Annotated in this window: 16 protein-coding genes; 14 read left to right on the top strand and 2 right to left on the bottom strand. The window is 45.0% G+C overall.

The features are described 5' to 3' along the window. The first annotated feature begins 150 nt into the window (after positions 1 to 150). The 11 genes from QUB68_RS00455 (at position 151) to QUB68_RS00505 (ending at position 10888) form a co-directional block, all read left to right on the top strand. Positions 151 to 879 carry a glycosyltransferase gene (locus QUB68_RS00455; RefSeq protein ID WP_332988343.1) on the top strand — a complete coding sequence of 243 codons (729 nt, stop codon included), beginning with the start codon at positions 151 to 153 and terminating at the stop codon, positions 877 to 879. Then, positions 872 to 1678: a polysaccharide deacetylase family protein gene (locus QUB68_RS00460; protein ID WP_332988345.1), complete on the top strand. Its 807-nt coding sequence runs from the start codon at positions 872 to 874 to the stop codon at positions 1676 to 1678. The genes QUB68_RS00455 and QUB68_RS00460 overlap by 8 nt, the downstream gene beginning before the upstream one ends. After that, positions 1675 to 3315: a DUF2079 domain-containing protein gene (locus QUB68_RS00465; protein WP_332988347.1), complete on the top strand. Its 1641-nt coding sequence runs from the start codon at positions 1675 to 1677 to the stop codon at positions 3313 to 3315. Before QUB68_RS00460 ends, QUB68_RS00465 begins: the two co-directional genes overlap by 4 nt. Before the next feature lie 160 nt (positions 3316 to 3475). Further along, entirely contained in the window at positions 3476 to 4144 is a 669-nt protein-coding gene (locus tag QUB68_RS00470) for a DUF3318 domain-containing protein (RefSeq protein WP_332988349.1), read from the top strand. A 356-nt stretch (positions 4145 to 4500) separates the two neighbouring features. Next, positions 4501 to 5499 (top strand): sugar transferase, encoded by a 999-nt coding sequence (locus QUB68_RS00475; RefSeq protein ID WP_332988351.1) that lies wholly within the window; start codon positions 4501 to 4503, stop codon positions 5497 to 5499. Positions 5500 to 6165: 666 nt separating this feature from the next. Further along, positions 6166 to 6603, top strand: a complete 438-nt coding sequence (locus QUB68_RS00480) for an ATP-binding protein (RefSeq protein ID WP_332988353.1) — start codon at positions 6166 to 6168, stop codon at positions 6601 to 6603. A 166-nt stretch (positions 6604 to 6769) separates the two neighbouring features. Beyond that, complete coding sequence (locus QUB68_RS00485; protein WP_332988355.1) at positions 6770 to 8038, top strand: WcaI family glycosyltransferase; 1269 nt, start codon at positions 6770 to 6772, stop codon at positions 8036 to 8038. Between the two features lie 38 nt (positions 8039 to 8076). Beyond that, a complete protein-coding gene (locus QUB68_RS00490) occupies positions 8077 to 8493 on the top strand; it encodes a XisH family protein (protein ID WP_332988358.1) in 417 nt (138 codons plus the stop codon). Next, on the top strand, positions 8481 to 8834 hold the full coding sequence (locus QUB68_RS00495) for a XisI protein (protein ID WP_332988360.1): 354 nt from the start codon (positions 8481 to 8483) through the stop codon (positions 8832 to 8834). Before QUB68_RS00490 ends, QUB68_RS00495 begins: the two co-directional genes overlap by 13 nt. 187 nt (positions 8835 to 9021) lie before the next feature. After that, the gene (locus QUB68_RS00500; RefSeq protein ID WP_332988362.1) at positions 9022 to 9771 is read left to right on the top strand and encodes a Uma2 family endonuclease; all 750 of its coding nucleotides are present in this window, start codon (positions 9022 to 9024) and stop codon (positions 9769 to 9771) included. Between the two features lie 292 nt (positions 9772 to 10063). Next, positions 10064 to 10888, top strand: coding sequence for a S1 family peptidase (locus QUB68_RS00505; protein ID WP_332988364.1), 825 nt, complete (start codon positions 10064 to 10066; stop codon positions 10886 to 10888). Positions 10889 to 10957: 69 nt separating this feature from the next. On the opposite strand, the gene QUB68_RS00510 is transcribed toward QUB68_RS00505, so the two are convergent. Both QUB68_RS00510 and QUB68_RS00515 read right to left on the bottom strand, forming a co-directional pair. After that, positions 10958 to 11980: a S1 family peptidase gene (locus tag QUB68_RS00510; protein ID WP_332989201.1), complete on the bottom strand. Its 1023-nt coding sequence runs from the start codon at positions 11978 to 11980 to the stop codon at positions 10958 to 10960. Positions 11981 to 12435: 455 nt separating this feature from the next. Next, positions 12436 to 13116 carry a COP23 domain-containing protein gene (locus QUB68_RS00515; RefSeq protein WP_332988366.1) on the bottom strand — a complete coding sequence of 227 codons (681 nt, stop codon included), beginning with the start codon at positions 13114 to 13116 and terminating at the stop codon, positions 12436 to 12438. Between the two features lie 120 nt (positions 13117 to 13236). Between QUB68_RS00515 and QUB68_RS00520 the strand changes: the two genes are divergently transcribed. From QUB68_RS00520 to yqeK, 3 genes are all read left to right on the top strand, one after another. Next, positions 13237 to 14271 carry a serine/threonine-protein kinase gene (locus tag QUB68_RS00520; RefSeq protein WP_332988369.1) on the top strand — a complete coding sequence of 345 codons (1035 nt, stop codon included), beginning with the start codon at positions 13237 to 13239 and terminating at the stop codon, positions 14269 to 14271. 91 nt (positions 14272 to 14362) lie between these two features. Next, positions 14363 to 14524 carry a hypothetical protein gene (locus QUB68_RS00525; RefSeq protein ID WP_332988371.1) on the top strand — a complete coding sequence of 54 codons (162 nt, stop codon included), beginning with the start codon at positions 14363 to 14365 and terminating at the stop codon, positions 14522 to 14524. Positions 14525 to 14630: 106 nt separating this feature from the next. Next, a complete protein-coding gene (yqeK, locus tag QUB68_RS00530) occupies positions 14631 to 15263 on the top strand; it encodes a bis(5'-nucleosyl)-tetraphosphatase (symmetrical) YqeK (RefSeq protein ID WP_332988373.1) in 633 nt (210 codons plus the stop codon). Positions 15264 to 15373: the final 110 nt, after the last annotated feature.

A 15373-nucleotide genomic window follows, 5' to 3' on the forward strand; every position in this document is an offset into this window, starting at 1 on the left:
ACAATTTATGTCGATCGCACTTTTCCCGCAACCCAGGCCCAAACTTGACAATACTTATTTTTTGAGACTAATTTTCCGTGTGATGTCCTTTACTTGTGATTTCCCCCCCGAAGTGATAGCATATTTCTGCGAAAGCCCGATCCCACAACCATGATGAAGATAGCAGTAATTCTGCCTGTTTACAACGAAGCAAATTGCATAGAGCAAACCTTTGACAGAATTTTAGAATTTTCTCAAAAAAATCACGCTTACAATTTTATCATTGTTAATGACGGCTCGACCGACAATACACTGGAAATTCTCGAAAACAAACTCAAAGCTTTCCCCGCACATCACATCAAACTAATTTCCTATAGCAACCGTAAAGGCAAAGGCTATGCCGTTAAAAAAGGATGCGAAGATGTAGACGCAGACTGCATTTGCTTCATGGATGGCGACTTAGCTTACTCCTTGGAACACCTCGAACCCTTAGTAGAAAAACTAGAAAAATTTGATGTCGTAATTGGTTGTAGAAACCTCGATCAAGAAAACTTCCGAAATCTTACCTTACTGAGAAAAATATCCGGCAAAATTTTTAACTTAATTTCCCGAGCCATCCTCAATCTCAAATATAAAGATATGCAAGCCGGACTTAAAGGCTTCAAAAAAATACCCGCCCAAGAAATATTTAAAAGACAAACACTTACTGGCTTTTCATTTGATGCAGAACTGCTATTTTTAGCCAAAAAGAAAGGATATACAATTGGCGAAATTCCCGCCAGAGTTTCCCAGCAACACCTCTACAAAATTTCTCAAGTAAATATCCTTAAAGATTCCCTAAAAATGCTAACCTGCTTGTTTAAAATTAGATACAACGACCGCGCAGGCTACTATGAATAAATCAATCTTGTTAAGCTTTGATATAGAAGAATTTGACATACCCGAAGAATACGGTCAACCTCTAACAGACGAGATTAAATTTGAAATTTCTAGCCGAGGATTGTCACAGATTATGGCACTTCTCGACAGATTAGAGATTACAGCCACATTTTTTGTCACAGCTAACTTTGCGCTCCACAACCGAGATACAATCAGAGAAATCTCAAAACACCACGAAATTGCCTCCCACGGCTTTTACCACTCTCAGTTTTGCCTAGCAGATTTACAAAAATCTAAGCAAACCTTAGAAGAAATAACCAATACTCAAGTCACCGGATTCAGGATGGCAAGACTTCAGCCAGTTGACGATATAGAAATAGAAAAAGCAGGCTACGAATACAACTCGTCAATGAATCCAACCTACATTCCCGGCAGATACAACAACCTATCTAAACCCAGAACTGCATACTATACAAATAAACTGCTCAACCTTCCCATTTCAGTTACTCCTCTAATCAGATTTCCCTTATTTTGGTTGAGCTTTAAAAACTTCCCCCTGTCAGTGATACAATTAGCGACAAAGCTAACCCTAGAAACAGACTCCTATCTGAACATCTACTTTCACCCCTGGGAATTCACAGATATTTCCCACTTTAAATTACCAGGTTACGTCAAAAAAAACTCAGGCAGTAAAATGGTTGACAAACTTGAAAAATACCTTACTAAGCTGAAAACCCAAGGCAAATTTATTTCTATTTCCGAATTTAAGCACAACTTCCGTCAACCTGAGAAAAAATATCTGCTTCAGCCAAAGCCATGAAATTCAAACCTCTCGACTCCTGGAACAATCAAACAGGATTGCGTCAAGTTACAATCCTAGCCACCATCTTTTTTATAATAGTTTTATTTTTTAGCATCATCCGCTACGAAAGCTTCTTATCTACCTATGATCACGGCTTATTTAACCAAGTATTTTGGAACAGCATACACGGCAGATTCTTTCAAAGTTCAATGTCCTCAGCCGCCTCCAGCGCCTCGCTGATGGACAGACAACTGTCATACCCATCTTACATCCATTTAGGGCAACACTTCGTCATAGATTTTTTGATTTGGATGCCGATTTATGCCTTATTTCCATCTCCAGTTACCCTGATAGTTTTGCAAGTAGCTTTAATCGCCGCCGCCGGAATAGTGCTGTATTTCTTAGCAAGACATTATTTATCTGTTCCACTGTCAGTAATGATAGTAGCCAGCTATTACGGAGCAAACGGTGTCATCGGCCCGACGCTGGGAAATTTTTACGAACACTGCCAAATTCCACTATTTATATTTAGCTTGCTCCTAGCTTTGGAAAAGCAACGGTGGCCGCTATTTTGGGTTTTTGCTGTTTTAACCTTAGGCACTCGTGAAGATGCTGGAATTAGCTTGTTTGGCATCGGAGCGTATTTAATTGTCAGCCGTCGCTACCCGCGCGCAGGTCTAGCTTTGTGCGCTCTCAGCTTTAGCTACGTGGTGTTCGTAACTAATACAATTATGCCGATGTTTTCGACTGACAGTTCTCGCCTGTACTTAGCTAATTACTTTAGGAAATTTGTCAAAACAGAGAATCCGTCAACACTAGAGCTGCTGTGGGCGATTATCAGCCAACCTCAGATAATTGTTGAAGTGTTTTTTAAAGATGCCAGCAGGCGCATTTTATATCTTTTAGGTCATTGGTTGCCGCTAGCATTTGTACCTGTTATCACTCCTAGCGCCTGGTTAATGACTGTTTTTCCTTTAATGGTGCTGCTGCTGCAAGTTTTTAATCAAGCTGCTACTTCTATCAACACTCGCTACACCTTTGCTGTAATTCCGGGCTTGTTTTACGGTACAATTCTGTGGTGGTCGCAGCATCAAGATAAATTTAAACCGAGGTTCCACCGCTTCTGGATTGGGTGTATTGGTTTGTCAATATTACTTACATACACTTCTAATCCGCATCGAGCTTTGTATTTTATTTCTCCTTATTCTTTCCAACCTTGGGTTTATCAAACTTTGCCCGCTCAACTCGGACACGCAGCTAATATCAAAAAAGTGTTTAGCTTGATTCCCCAAGATGCTAGCGTTTCCACCACCGGTTATATAGTTTCTCACCTTTCGGGCCGCCGAAACCTGATCCGTTTAGAAGTGATGCAGATGAAAGATGAACAGGGAAAAGTAGTGGAGGTCGATTATGCGCTGTTAGATGTGTGGCAGTTGCAGCAGCATAATTTAAAAGGGCCGATTGATAGAGGTAGAGTTCGGGGGGCCGTGCGTTTTACAGACGAAGCTCTGCGAATTGGTGCTTACGGAATTGCTGAAGTATTGGACGGAGTGGTTTTAGTTCAAAAAGGTATAACTTCTAAGCCTTTCGTTTTGGCGGCTTGGTCGAAATTGCGGCAAGAAATCGAACCGTTGATGAAACCGTCGAGCAAATAGTCCAAAGCAAACGATCGATCGCCCTCCTCGACTAAAATTAAGTAAAATTGCCAGTATTGGTCGATCGACCGCCGTAGCTCGACTATATTTGGATTCAAGGTTTGCTATACTCCAGAAATAGACACAATATTAACCTTTAGAAAATCAATAGGCCGGAGCTATGACATCCTATGCAACCTCTACAGCAAGAGCCGAGATGAGTGAGATCCGGCGCTTGAAAAACATACTGCCCCCAGAACTCCAAAGTTGGGTAACAGTAGAAAAAACAATAGAAGTTAATCCCACCCTGATCCGCAGCGAAGAAATAGGCAAAGACCAGGTAGAAATACAGATAGACCTGATCCGCTGGGAACAGCTAGCAATGGATCAGCGCAACCTCCTATTTTGGCACGAAGTCGCCCGAATCCAAAACGACACCATCCCCAGAGACGGTTGGGAAATGGCAGCCCTTGCCATTGGTTTAGGCGGCGCCGTCGGCGAACTTTGGGTGCAAGACGGCTTGCTACTGGTATTGGCCCTATCCCTGTGCGGCGTCTCCGGCTGGAGACTTTACCAAAAAAACAACGGAGACAAAAGTTTAAAAGAAGCAGTAGACGCCGACGAAAAAGCCCTCGCCCTTGCCACCCGCTTCGGCTACACTCTCCCAAACGCCTACAAAAGCCTGGGCAGCGCCTTAAAAACCTTAATCGAGCAAACTTCCAAAAAACAGCAGCGGGCTAAATACGAAGCTCGTCTCCAGGCCCTCAAACGCAACGCAGCCAAAGCCAAAGCCCAAGTCAAACCCATCACCCGCGAAACCTCCCAGTCAGAAAACGTCTACAATTCTTAACCTCATCCCCCGGCGCTGGGTGCTGGGTTTTCAAGTTAACGGTTAACTGTTGACTTTCCTGTTAACTGTTAACTGTTGACTGGGGTAATAAGTTGTTGTGCCTTTAAATTGTTGTATATTTCGATGACCATCAAAAATGGTCAAATCCTCTCCCCCTCGCTCTCCCCCTTTCCCTCCTGGTAGACTCAAGTTAACCCTAGCCTGTAAGCTCGGGGCGATCGGTGTCAGATTGTTCAGGCATTTTTATAAAGTTTGTATAAAGCTGGCCTGTTGATAATAACAATATTTGATAAAGGTGGAGCGGCTAGGACAGAATAGGCTAAAGACATCAGCTTGAAATTTGAAACTAGGACTTCATGGTCAGCCAAACCCCAGAGGCAGATTTTCGGGTTACGTACTTGGACGAGATTCCCTCAGTTCACATACCCGTGCGCTTGAGCGTACTTGAAGCCGTAAACTTCAAGACCACCTGCCAGCAACTTTTCTCTGGAAGCACCCTTCCCAGCAAAATTGTCCTAGACTTCAGTCAGACGACATTCATCGACAGTAGCGGGATCGGTGCTTTAGTCAGCAATCTAAAATTTGCTAAACAGCGCGGTAGCGACTTGGTGCTGCGGAGCCTCAAGCCGCAGGTGATGGCAGTATTTGCTCTCACCAGCCTAGATCAAGTGCTGACGATCGAGCAGCCTTCTGCAACCTCAACTCCCACAGAGACAGACCCCTCGGACAATCTACTACCGATGACGCACCCCTCGGTGCAATCGTGGGTAAAACGACTCATCGACATCGTTGGGGCAATCGTTGGTTTGATAATTACAGGAATATTGTTCATACCGATAGTCGCAGCTATCACAATTAACGATCCGGGCCCGATATTTTTCGGTCAAACCCGCTGCGGCTGGATGGGTAAAAGATTTCGGATTTGGAAGTTTCGCTCGATGTGTACCAACGCCGAAGCCATGAAATCCCAAATCAAAAACCAAGCCTCCGGCGCTTTTTTCAAAAATGACAATGACCCCCGGATTACCAAAGTCGGGCGCATCTTGAGAAAAACCAGTCTTGATGAACTACCACAATTTTGGAACGTACTCAAAGGCGAAATGAGTCTAGTCGGCACCAGACCCCCGACTCCAGACGAAGTTGACCGCTATGAAGTACCTCAGTGGCAGCGTTTCGATGTCAAACCTGGGATGACGGGTGAATGGCAAGTCAACGGTCGCTCTAAAGTCCGCGATTTTGAAGATGTCATCCGTTTAGATTTAAAATACCAACAAGAGTGGAGCCTGATATATGACGTGAAACTAATTGTTAAAACCGTAACTGTGCTGTTTAACAAAAATAGTGGGGCTATGTAACGGCGGTCAACAACTCACCGCGGAACTTTGGCGTTGCTGACCGGTGGCGGGCGGCGGCAACAAAAAACAGATACGCAAGTCAAGCAGGCGATCGATCGCGATACCTGCGTTAGCATTAAGTGTTAAAATTCACACAGAAAATGCGCAGCTAGTTGCCAGCTCTCTCAACAGAGCATGAATTAGCAATTTGCGAGTTCGAGGTCGTACTCGAATGACGCCAGCAGCGTTTTCGAGGACGACAAGAACTCACGAGTGTTTAGAAAAGTACCTACTGCTAACACGATCGCAGATCGAATTAACACCTCGCAAGCTCACCCCGCCCAAAAACGGATACTGACTTTCCAACTGCTGTCGTGATCAGCCCCTAATTTTAGACTCTTGTTCAAGCTCCCAGATTCATCTGTGGAGTAAATCGCAAATTTCAAATCGAGTGAGTGGGGAATTTTCCCTATTTAAACGCCCTACCGAGGCGGGTTACAACAGTATCGGAAGTCTCTCATGTACTGTGCGAGTAAATGGTGCGAAAGGAATGCTCACCTTGAGGCAAAATGAGCTTCTTCAACTCAAGCTTGACTTAACTAATATGTTGCCAAGACCTTGCCCTCCTTTTCCTCTCGAACCTGCGCTGAGTACAGCGGTGGTGGGGGCAGACCAGGGGAAAGAAAGATGAAAGACAAGCAACCAAAGGCAGAGTCGCACCTTCAGGTTGAAACAGACCTCAAGGCTTTAACATCCGTTTTGGAATGGTTGGAGAATATCGTTTTGCCACTGCTTCCAGGAGATTTCTGGTGGCAGTGCCGGCTGATCATCAACGAAGGCTTTACAAACGCTGTCCGCCACGCTCACCAGAACTTGCCCCCCGCGACGCCGATCGACATTGAGGTAAAAGTGTTTGCCGATTACTTAGAAATTAGGATTTGGGACAGGGGTCAACCCTTCAACCTGGAAGCAAAGCTGCACTCGATCATGCAAGAGCAGCGCGATCCCTTGGACAGAGAAGGAGAAAGGGGACTGGTGTTTATGTACAAGCTCACAGACGAGCTTCGCTACATCCGTACCGACGATGGCTGCAACTGCCTGATCATGCGCAAAAACCTTACCTGAGGGCTAAGAGTGCCCGCCCGCTCCCGGGCGGCTTCTTTGGCAAGGACGGTTCGGCAAAAGCGCCGGCCCCTGAGATGCTCCCGGAAACCCAAGCACATCCTCTGCAATTGGGGGAGCGTAGGCTGGAGTTAGTCGCGGCAGGACAATTTGCTTCACACTAAATATTATGCGTATTCTAATTTATTGCTATAACTACTATCCAGAGCCGATCGGCATAGCCCCCCTGATGACAGAACTAGCGCAAGGCCTAGTCAAGCGCGGCCACCAAGTCCGAGTCGTCACAGGAATGCCCAACTATCCCCAGCGCCGGATTTATCCGCAATATCGGGGCAAATTTTACCTCACCGAAGAACACAAAGGCGTCACAATTCAGCGCAGCTACCTGCGTGTCAACGGCCCGCATCCCAGCCTCCTAGACCGACTTTTGCTAGACGGCAGTTTTGTCGTCTCCAGCGCCGTCCAAGCCTTCAGAGGCTGGCGTCCCGACGTGATTTTCTCGACAATGCCCCCTTTACCGATTTGCGTCCCAGTCGCCTTTTACGGCTGGATTCGCGATATCCCGATCGTCCTCAACGTCCAGGATATAGTCTCAGAAGCAGCCGTGCGCGTCGGCTTGGTGAAAAAAAACGGACTGCTAATTAAGATTGCTGACGCCCTAGAAAAATTAGCGTACAGCACAGCCAGCCAAGTCAGCGTCATCGACAGCGGTTTTATCAGCAAATTGCATTCTCAGGGAGTACCCCCGGAAAAAATAGTTTGCCTTCCCAATTGGGTTGATGTAAATTTCATCGGCCCTTTACCGAAAGAAAATAACCCCTTTCGTGAAACCCACAAACTCAATGACAAATTTGTGATTCTTTACGCTGGGAATATTGCCCTGACTCAGGGTTTGCAAACAGTTGTCAAAGCAGCGGCTCGTTTGAAACACATACCGGAAATTGCTTTTGTGATTGTCGGAGAATCAACAGCACTCGCGCGCTTGCAACAAGATTGCGAAACTTACAAAGCTACTAATGTAATGTTACTGCCTTTTGAACCGCGAGAAAAATTGCCCGAAATGTTAGCTGCTGCCGATGTTAGTTTAGTCGTACAAAAGCGGCGCGTTACTAACTTTAATATGCCTTCAAAAATTCAAGTGCTTCTCGCCAGCGGCCGGGCAATTTTGGCGTCGGTTCCTGAAACTGGTACAGCCCACAAAGCAGTGCAGCAAAGCGGTGGCGGGGTGGTGGTAGCGCCGGAAGATCCGCAAGCTTTGGCTGATGCTGTTGAGGATTTGTTCGGGAATCGCGATCGGGTGAATGCGTTGGGCGAGCAAGGTAGAAAGTATGCTGTGGAGAATTACGGATTTGAGGAAGCTTTGAATCATTATGAGGCTTTATTTGCGGCGGTGGCGGCGAGTCATGCTGAGAAAATCTTGGCACCTTTGCCAAAGTAATCAGATAATTAGGTTAGTAACCACCGAAAATATTTACTATGCCAGCAAAAGATACCTACCACAATGAAGTTAAAAATGCCTTACTCAAAGATGGTTGGATTATTACGGCTGACCCTTATTTCATCAAATATGAGGATGCTGAGTTATATGCCGATCTAGCTGCCGAAAAGCCGATCGCGGCAGAACGAGAGGGACAAAAGATCGTTGTTGAAATTAAGAGCTTTATTGGGCGATCGCTAATGTATGATTTTCACAGCGCACTCGGCCAATACATTGTCTACCGAAATCTCATTCAACTCACTGCTCCAGAATACACGCTCTATTTGGCAATAGATGATGTCGTCTACACAAACTTTTTTCAACGGAAGTCGATACAAGTAATTACCAAGGAAAATCAGCTTCTTTTAATAGTTGTTGAAATGGAAAAGGAGGAAATTCTGGAATGGATAAATTAGAAGTTTATCGCAAGACAATTAAAAAGATATTGACTGGATATTATGAGATGACAGTCAAAGGGGCGATCGGGTCAGATGAAGTAGAGACAGCAGCTCGTCTGGCATTTGATGAAGAACGAGATCAATATTTATGGTTTCGCTCTGGCTGGGATGGCAAAAAACGACTCTGCCATATTACCATGTATCTTCGCATTAAAAATGACAAAATTTGGGTGGAAGAAGATTGGACAAATTTGTGCATAGTTGACGATTTACTAGCAGCAGGAATTTCTCATGGCGATATTGTTTTGGGGTTTCATCATCCTAGCAAGAGAGCTTTGACAGAATTTGCCACTGTTTGATGATAGACAAAAATTTAGAGAATCATTTCCTACCAAATCCTAGAATATACGGCGGTTGAAATACCTTATTTTCTTGAGTCCGCGTCGGCGGACTTCGTTTGTGTAGATGCGGTTTCAACCGTACGTCCTATCTTATAATTGAAATTAAAGGCTCGTTTCAGACAATCTCTGGGATTAAAATAATACTATGAAATTTACCCTTGATGTAGAAAACAACCCTACAGGCTGGCCAGACCACACTCAGCTACCAGAATCCGACGGTACTTTTGTGAAGAATTTTCAAGAACATCCCCAAAGCATTCTGTTAACGGATTCCATTACTCCCGTCCTCGAAAGAATTCATCGAGATGGTAACTACTGTATCGGTCAAGATAGCGGCATTTATTGGCGATTAACTGAGCCGCTAGAACGGGGCGCGGAAGCACCGGACTGGTTTTATGTGCCCAATGTCCCGCCAACGCTTGACGGTCAATCGCGCCGTTCTTATGTGTTGTGGCAAGAATTGATTTCACCATTAATTGTGTTAGAGTTTGTATCGGGGAATGGTGCCGAAGAACGGGACATAACACCTTTATTGCGAACTGGTAAACAGGAAACTAAGCCTGGTAAATTCTGGATTTATGAAAATGTGATTCATGCGGGATTTTATGCTATTTATGAAGTGAGTAAGGCGAGTGTTGAAGTTTATGCTCTGATGGAAAATAGCTATCGATTGGTTGCTGCAAATGAACGCGGTCATTATCCGATCGCACCGTTGGGTGTTGAATTGGGAATTTGGCAGGGAAGGTATCAAAATATGGAATTGCCTTGGTTGCGCTGGTGGGATAGTGAAGGTAATTTGCTGTTGGCGGGATCTGAAAGGGCCGATCGCGCTGAACAAGAATTAGAGCAATTGCGGGCTCAATTGCGATCGGCTGGAATTGAACCGGAGTTGTGAGGGGAATATGGCCGATTCCATTGGTGTCAACTTAACGTCAAATGTAGTACCAGTCTACTGTTTAGCGATTAAGGCCAGATCCCCCCTTAGCTTGCCCCCTACTCCCCCTTAAGAAGGGGGGGACAAGATTCTTCTCAAAGTCCCCCTTCTTAAGGGGGATTTAGGGGGATCTGGCCTCCGATAAAAGCGAGATTTATAACGGTTTCAAGCTTAAGTTGACACCAATGGTAGGGGCGGTAAATCGTGCGTGCCCACCCTCCGACTTTCTTATCCAAATCAGCGCGTAATACTTGTGAATCGGCGGCAAATCCTAGCAATTTCACTGTTAATAACAGGCATATCTTTGGGTTTAGCGCGAGAAAAGCTTGAGCCTGTCAGCATTCCATTGGCTGCGATTTCTCAGGAAATTAACCCGCAAGTAACCGAAATTGCTAGTCAGGTGACAGTAAGAATTATATCAGATTCGGGAGCAGGTTCTGGGGTAATTATTCAGCGGGCAGGGCAAGTTTATACTGTATTAACTAATCATCATGTAGTTGCAGACAATCATCACAATTATAGCATATTGACGGCGGATGGAAAAACCCATCAGGCTAAGTTGGGTTTGTCTCGGTTTGGTAAGTTAGATTTAGCTTTGGTGCAGTTTTATAGTCCAGAATCTTATCGAGTGGTGGAGATGGGAAATTCCCATAAACTATCTGTCGGGGATGGGGTTTTTGCGGCGGGGTTTCCGAATTGGCATTGGTTGAATGCTCAGGCGATTGAGGATACTCGGAGTTGGGGGTTAAAGGCGTTTCGGTTGACGGCTGGTAGGGTGGGAATGTTGCCGGAAATGTCGTTTTTGGAGGGATATCAGTTGGGATATACGAATGACATTGCTGAGGGGATGAGTGGCGGGCCGGTGTTGGATAGTCGGGGGAGGTTGGTGGGGGTTAATGGGCGGTTGAAATATCCTTTGGCGGGTATTGATGTGTTTATGTTTGTGGATGGAAGTGTGCCTTCGGAGGGGGTTTTTAGGGAGATGGAGGGGTTGAGTTGGGGGATTCCGATTGAGAGGTTTCAAGAGCAAAGTTTGGTAAATTTACTATTTTCTCATCTCTATCAATTTGCATTTTAGCTGTCCTAATTTTTGTTTTTTGTCAAAAGTTTGAGTGATAGTTTATCCTGGGATTAATCAATAGTTTAATCAGATAATCCAGGACCACCAAAAAACAAAAAAACCTGGAAGACAATATAAAAATACCGTAGACCAATGGACCCAAAAATCATTTTCTTGAAATATATCGTCATAATCAACGATCATCACAAGACACCATAGCATAGATACCCACATACCAATATTCTTCACCCACCCACGAGCAAAAGACCACATCTGGGTGAATATATTATCTGGTTGAGCTTGTTGCACATTATATTGCTGAACCATCGCAATTGCTTCCTTTTTTAGCTGAGCAGCCTTTGCCTTTCTCTTTTGCTCTTCAGTTAGCTGTTTTTTCGGGGAAGGAGAGGGAGCGATCGCTGTCTGCGGACTAGGCACAACAGGTGATACAGTTGGAGGAGCTTGCGATGTTAAAAACGTCTTAATAGGAATCGCCAAATTTAGACCTGACTTACTCCCATCTTGCTGATCTCCCTGTCCGTGAATGCCAATTACTTCCCCTGCTTCATTCAGCACCGGCCCACCACTCATTCCCCGGCGTGTAGGATTCGTATAAATCAAAGCATAGCCATCTTGAGGCTTTTGTACCCCAACAATACTACCAGGAGTTACTATCACAGTACGTTGCGGAATAGTCTCATTTGGTTCTGGTGCGCCAGCGACATAAACAGTGCTACCATTCGTAGCTTGATCAGAATTACCCAACTGCGCTACCTGATAAATTTTATCGCTGGTAAACTGCGCCACCGCCAAATCTACCCCATTAATAGGTTGAACATTAGTAGATTCTGTCTGGTGTCGCTCTCCATCAGGTGTAATTACCAAATAAATCACATCCTCTGCGTTGACAACGTGCTTCGCTGTGAGTACAGAATAAACATTACCAATTCGCTTGAAAATCACCCCAGATCCTGACTGGTAGCCATCAATTAAAACAGTAACTTGCGTTGCTATTTGATTTACCTGCTGTGGAGAAAGGGCGAAAGCGATATTAGGTATCACCACTGCAAGAACCGATATTATCAAAATTGCGAAAAATCTACGCATCATAATCAACAACTTTTATCCTTGCATAAATCACAACTACAAAACTGCAATTGCTCTGGATTAATCCCTATTCTTCTCAATCGCTCCGCCAATAAAGCTAATCTAAAACTGCTTCCTTAGCTTGCTATTTTCACTCGGCTGGTTGCTATGGTATGGTGAGCTAATTGCCATCAGCATCGTACTACCTATTGATGTCAACTTGAGCTACGAATGTAGTGGCAGTCTTCTGTCTGGCGATTAAGGCCAGATCCCCCCTAGCGGGCAACCACGGGGGGATTGCCCCTACGAATGGGGGGACAATAATCTGATCAAAGTCCCCCTTCTTAAGGGGGATTTAGGGGGATCTGGCCTCGGATCAAAGCTAAATTTTTCAACAGTTTAGGCGATTTTTGTCAACAATCGCCTGAAACCGCAACCATTGCCCGCAGTGATTGTCAATTCCAATTACTCACCTAGAGTTAAAAACCGCTTTCCTTTTCCAAGACGCGATTGACTAATGTTTCCAAAGGAATAAACTGAGGACTGCCATTTTCTGCCACTGGACTGTTAGACGCAGCACCGCTAGCAAAATTAGTGATTTTTACAAGTATCTGACTGGGGGCTTGCGTGTTCTGCTTATTCAAGGTAAACAACATATTTTGGCGATCGCAACTTTTTTGCCCGGCCCCGACTACACACACAACTGTATAACCATTGTCTACCTTTCCAGTAGTCAAATCCAAGCCGCCCAATCTTCCCCCATTCTTCGCCGCTGCGTCTGTCAATCTTTCCGACACAGTTTGGCAGCGTTGCTCTGCCGTCCACTCAGGGCCGAATTCTGCGCTATTCCAAGTTAGTAGAGGAGATTGGGAAACACTATTTCCTCTTTGGGCAATAGTGGCCCAACCAGTTGTGTGCTGAACACACTTGAAAGTTGTAGGGATTGTCGGCTTAGAACTTGTCGGCCCGAAAGCTGGTACACTGGGCGATGTCGCTACTGGAGAAGCTGCCGGACTGTTGCCTGTGGCTACAGCAGGCTGGGTGTCAGGGCTAGAAGCTGTTGATGTCGCACACCCTGCCATCCCTAAAAGCAAAAGAGCGAGCCCCCATCTTTGCGAAATTTGCCACTTCCCTTGTCTGGTCATAGGTTTTGTAATCATATATTTACCTGTTTCCGAAAAATAAATTTCCATGCAGATTTTTCTGGTAATGCTCACACTATCTTGCTGAGCATTTTGCTGAGTCTTATGTCAAAATAAAACCAATCTCATGATTGCACTATGATTATAGGACAAATTTTCGGCGGACACTACCGGGTTATTAATTCATTGGGGAAAGGAGGGTTTGGAGAGACCTATCTCACCGAAGACATTCATCTGCCCGACCACCCCCAGCAAGTGCTAAAGCTCCTAAATCCTGACTCTGATGACCCTTTTGTGCTGCAAACGGCTCGGCGGCTGTTTGAAACTGAGTCAAAAGTGCTGTACGCATTAGGAATGAACGATCGCATTCCCCAACTTTTCAGCCATTTCGAGGAAAATGGAGATTTCTATCTCGTCCAAGAATTGATTGTAGGTCACGATCTCAGACAAGAAATCACCCCCGGAAAGTGCCTGAGTGAACATGAGGTGCTGCACCTCTTACACGACATTTTAGAAGTGCTGAGTTTTGTCCACCACAAAGGAGTTATTCACCGCGATATCAAACCTTCCAATTTAATGCGGCGACAGTCAGATGGTAAAATTGTCCTGATCGACTTTGGAGCGGTTAAGGAAATTGGTAGTCAGCTACAAAATACCCAAGCTTCAACAAATCCAACAATTCCCATCGGCACAGATGGCTATATGCCTTCGGAACAAATGAACGGGCATCCTAAATTAGCCAGCGATATTTATGCAGTGGGAATGGTAGGTATTCAAGCTTTAACTGGGGTATCTCCTGAGCAGTTACCAAAAGACCCAAACACCCTCGAAGTAATTTGGAGAAATAGAGTATCAATCAACTCAAATTTAGCAACAGTGTTAGATAAAATGATCCGATATCGTTATCAGGATCGTTATTCGTCAGCCGAGGCAAGTTTACAAGATATCAAAGGAATTATTTCTGCTTCCCTCTCAAATACGGTGGTTTCCAGTACCCCAAAATTCAATTTACTCAATTTTTTATCCAAGTTACCCTTGCCAGCGAAACTAGGAATGAGTGTAATCAGTTTAGGATTGGTAACGATAACTATCATGGCTGTTGCTGCTAACCGATTTTCTCCCTCACCACAGCCGACTGTTTCTCCTGAACCAACTGAAAAATGGAAGTGGTAATTGCTCACAAAAACTGCTAAATTAGTGACAAAGCTGCGGTCAGATCAACAGTATTCTTAACAATCAACAATTGCGGAATTAAGGAAATCCTATGAGTTATAAAAAAGTTGAGCTAACATTGACAATTATTGGCTTATTACTTGCCTCTGTTACTGCTATACCCACAGTTTATAATTTTGAGAAACAAACATTTTTCTGGCAAGTAAATTCAGAACAGAAAGAAGCTACAAAAACCACAAATTATCGGTGGTAGCTGCGACTACACAGGGCCCCCACTCACCACACCGCTGCTACCCGACACCGCAATTCATTAAAACAAAACGCTAAAATAGTAGATCATACAATTTGGGAGTTAATATTTGACACTTGCACCTACGCGCGAAAACGTCCTAGCTTGGCTCTCACACCGCGTTCCTGCCGCCCGCATCACACACATCCTCGGAGTCGAACAAACAGCAGGAGACTTAGCCCGCCATTACGGCCTCGATGAAGCAAAAGCCCGATCGGCCGGACTGTTGCACGATTTGGCAAAATACTTCAAACCTCAACTGCTGCTGCAAATGGCTCAGAAGGAAGGTTTAGAGTTAGACTCAGTGTTGGAGGCAAACCCGCACCTGCTACACGCAGACGCCAGCGCGATCGTCGCTAGAGACGAATTCGGGGTGGTCGATCGAGAAATCTTGGACGCCATCGCCAATCATACCCTCGGCAGACCAAACATGAGCCAGCTCAGTTGTACCGTATTTATAGCAGATACTATAGAGCCGAGCCGCGGCAACACAGCCGAACTAGCAGCACTGCGCGAGACAAGCTGGCAAAATCTTTATGCAGCCGTGTGGCAAACTAGCGATTATTCTCTCAAATATTTGCTGGAAACTCGCTGCTACATTCACCCGCGCACCGTACTTACGCGCAATTGGGCGCTGCTTATGGCTCGATCGCCGGAAACAGGAAATTCGACAGGGAAGTCGATCGAACAAATCACAAGTTAACAGTAAAATTTATCAGCAATCCTGTACTTACTTTTGGCTTGAACCTAACTCCTATTTCCCGTCTCAATCTGCCAACAATCGATCGCGAAAATGCACCCATTCTCCCTTAC

It is taken from the genome of Microcoleus sp. A006_D1 (assembly GCF_036702805.1).
GTDB lineage: Bacteria > Cyanobacteriota > Cyanobacteriia > Cyanobacteriales > Microcoleaceae > Microcoleus.

Excerpts from the sequence above, each read along its gene's own strand:
- QUB68_RS00455 (WP_332988343.1), top strand. The coding sequence starts at position 151 with ATGATGAAGATAGCAGTAATTCTGCCTGTTTACAACGAAGCAAATTGC.
- QUB68_RS00465 (WP_332988347.1), top strand. The coding sequence starts at position 1,675 with ATGAAATTCAAACCTCTCGACTCCTGGAACAATCAAACAGGATTGCGT.
- QUB68_RS00495 (WP_332988360.1), top strand. The coding sequence starts at position 8,481 with ATGGATAAATTAGAAGTTTATCGCAAGACAATTAAAAAGATATTGACT.
- QUB68_RS00515 (WP_332988366.1), bottom strand. The coding sequence starts at position 13,116 with ATGATTACAAAACCTATGACCAGACAAGGGAAGTGGCAAATTTCGCAA.
- QUB68_RS00485 (WP_332988355.1), top strand. The coding sequence starts at position 6,770 with ATGCGTATTCTAATTTATTGCTATAACTACTATCCAGAGCCGATCGGC.
- QUB68_RS00525 (WP_332988371.1), top strand. The coding sequence starts at position 14,363 with ATGAGTTATAAAAAAGTTGAGCTAACATTGACAATTATTGGCTTATTA.
- QUB68_RS00490 (WP_332988358.1), top strand. The coding sequence starts at position 8,077 with ATGCCAGCAAAAGATACCTACCACAATGAAGTTAAAAATGCCTTACTC.
- QUB68_RS00510 (WP_332989201.1), bottom strand. The coding sequence starts at position 11,980 with ATGATGCGTAGATTTTTCGCAATTTTGATAATATCGGTTCTTGCAGTG.
- QUB68_RS00500 (WP_332988362.1), top strand. The coding sequence starts at position 9,022 with ATGAAATTTACCCTTGATGTAGAAAACAACCCTACAGGCTGGCCAGAC.
- QUB68_RS00460 (WP_332988345.1), top strand. The coding sequence starts at position 872 with ATGAATAAATCAATCTTGTTAAGCTTTGATATAGAAGAATTTGACATA.
- QUB68_RS00475 (WP_332988351.1), top strand. The coding sequence starts at position 4,501 with ATGGTCAGCCAAACCCCAGAGGCAGATTTTCGGGTTACGTACTTGGAC.
- QUB68_RS00470 (WP_332988349.1), top strand. The coding sequence starts at position 3,476 with ATGACATCCTATGCAACCTCTACAGCAAGAGCCGAGATGAGTGAGATC.
- QUB68_RS00520 (WP_332988369.1), top strand. The coding sequence starts at position 13,237 with ATGATTATAGGACAAATTTTCGGCGGACACTACCGGGTTATTAATTCA.
- QUB68_RS00480 (WP_332988353.1), top strand. The coding sequence starts at position 6,166 with ATGAAAGACAAGCAACCAAAGGCAGAGTCGCACCTTCAGGTTGAAACA.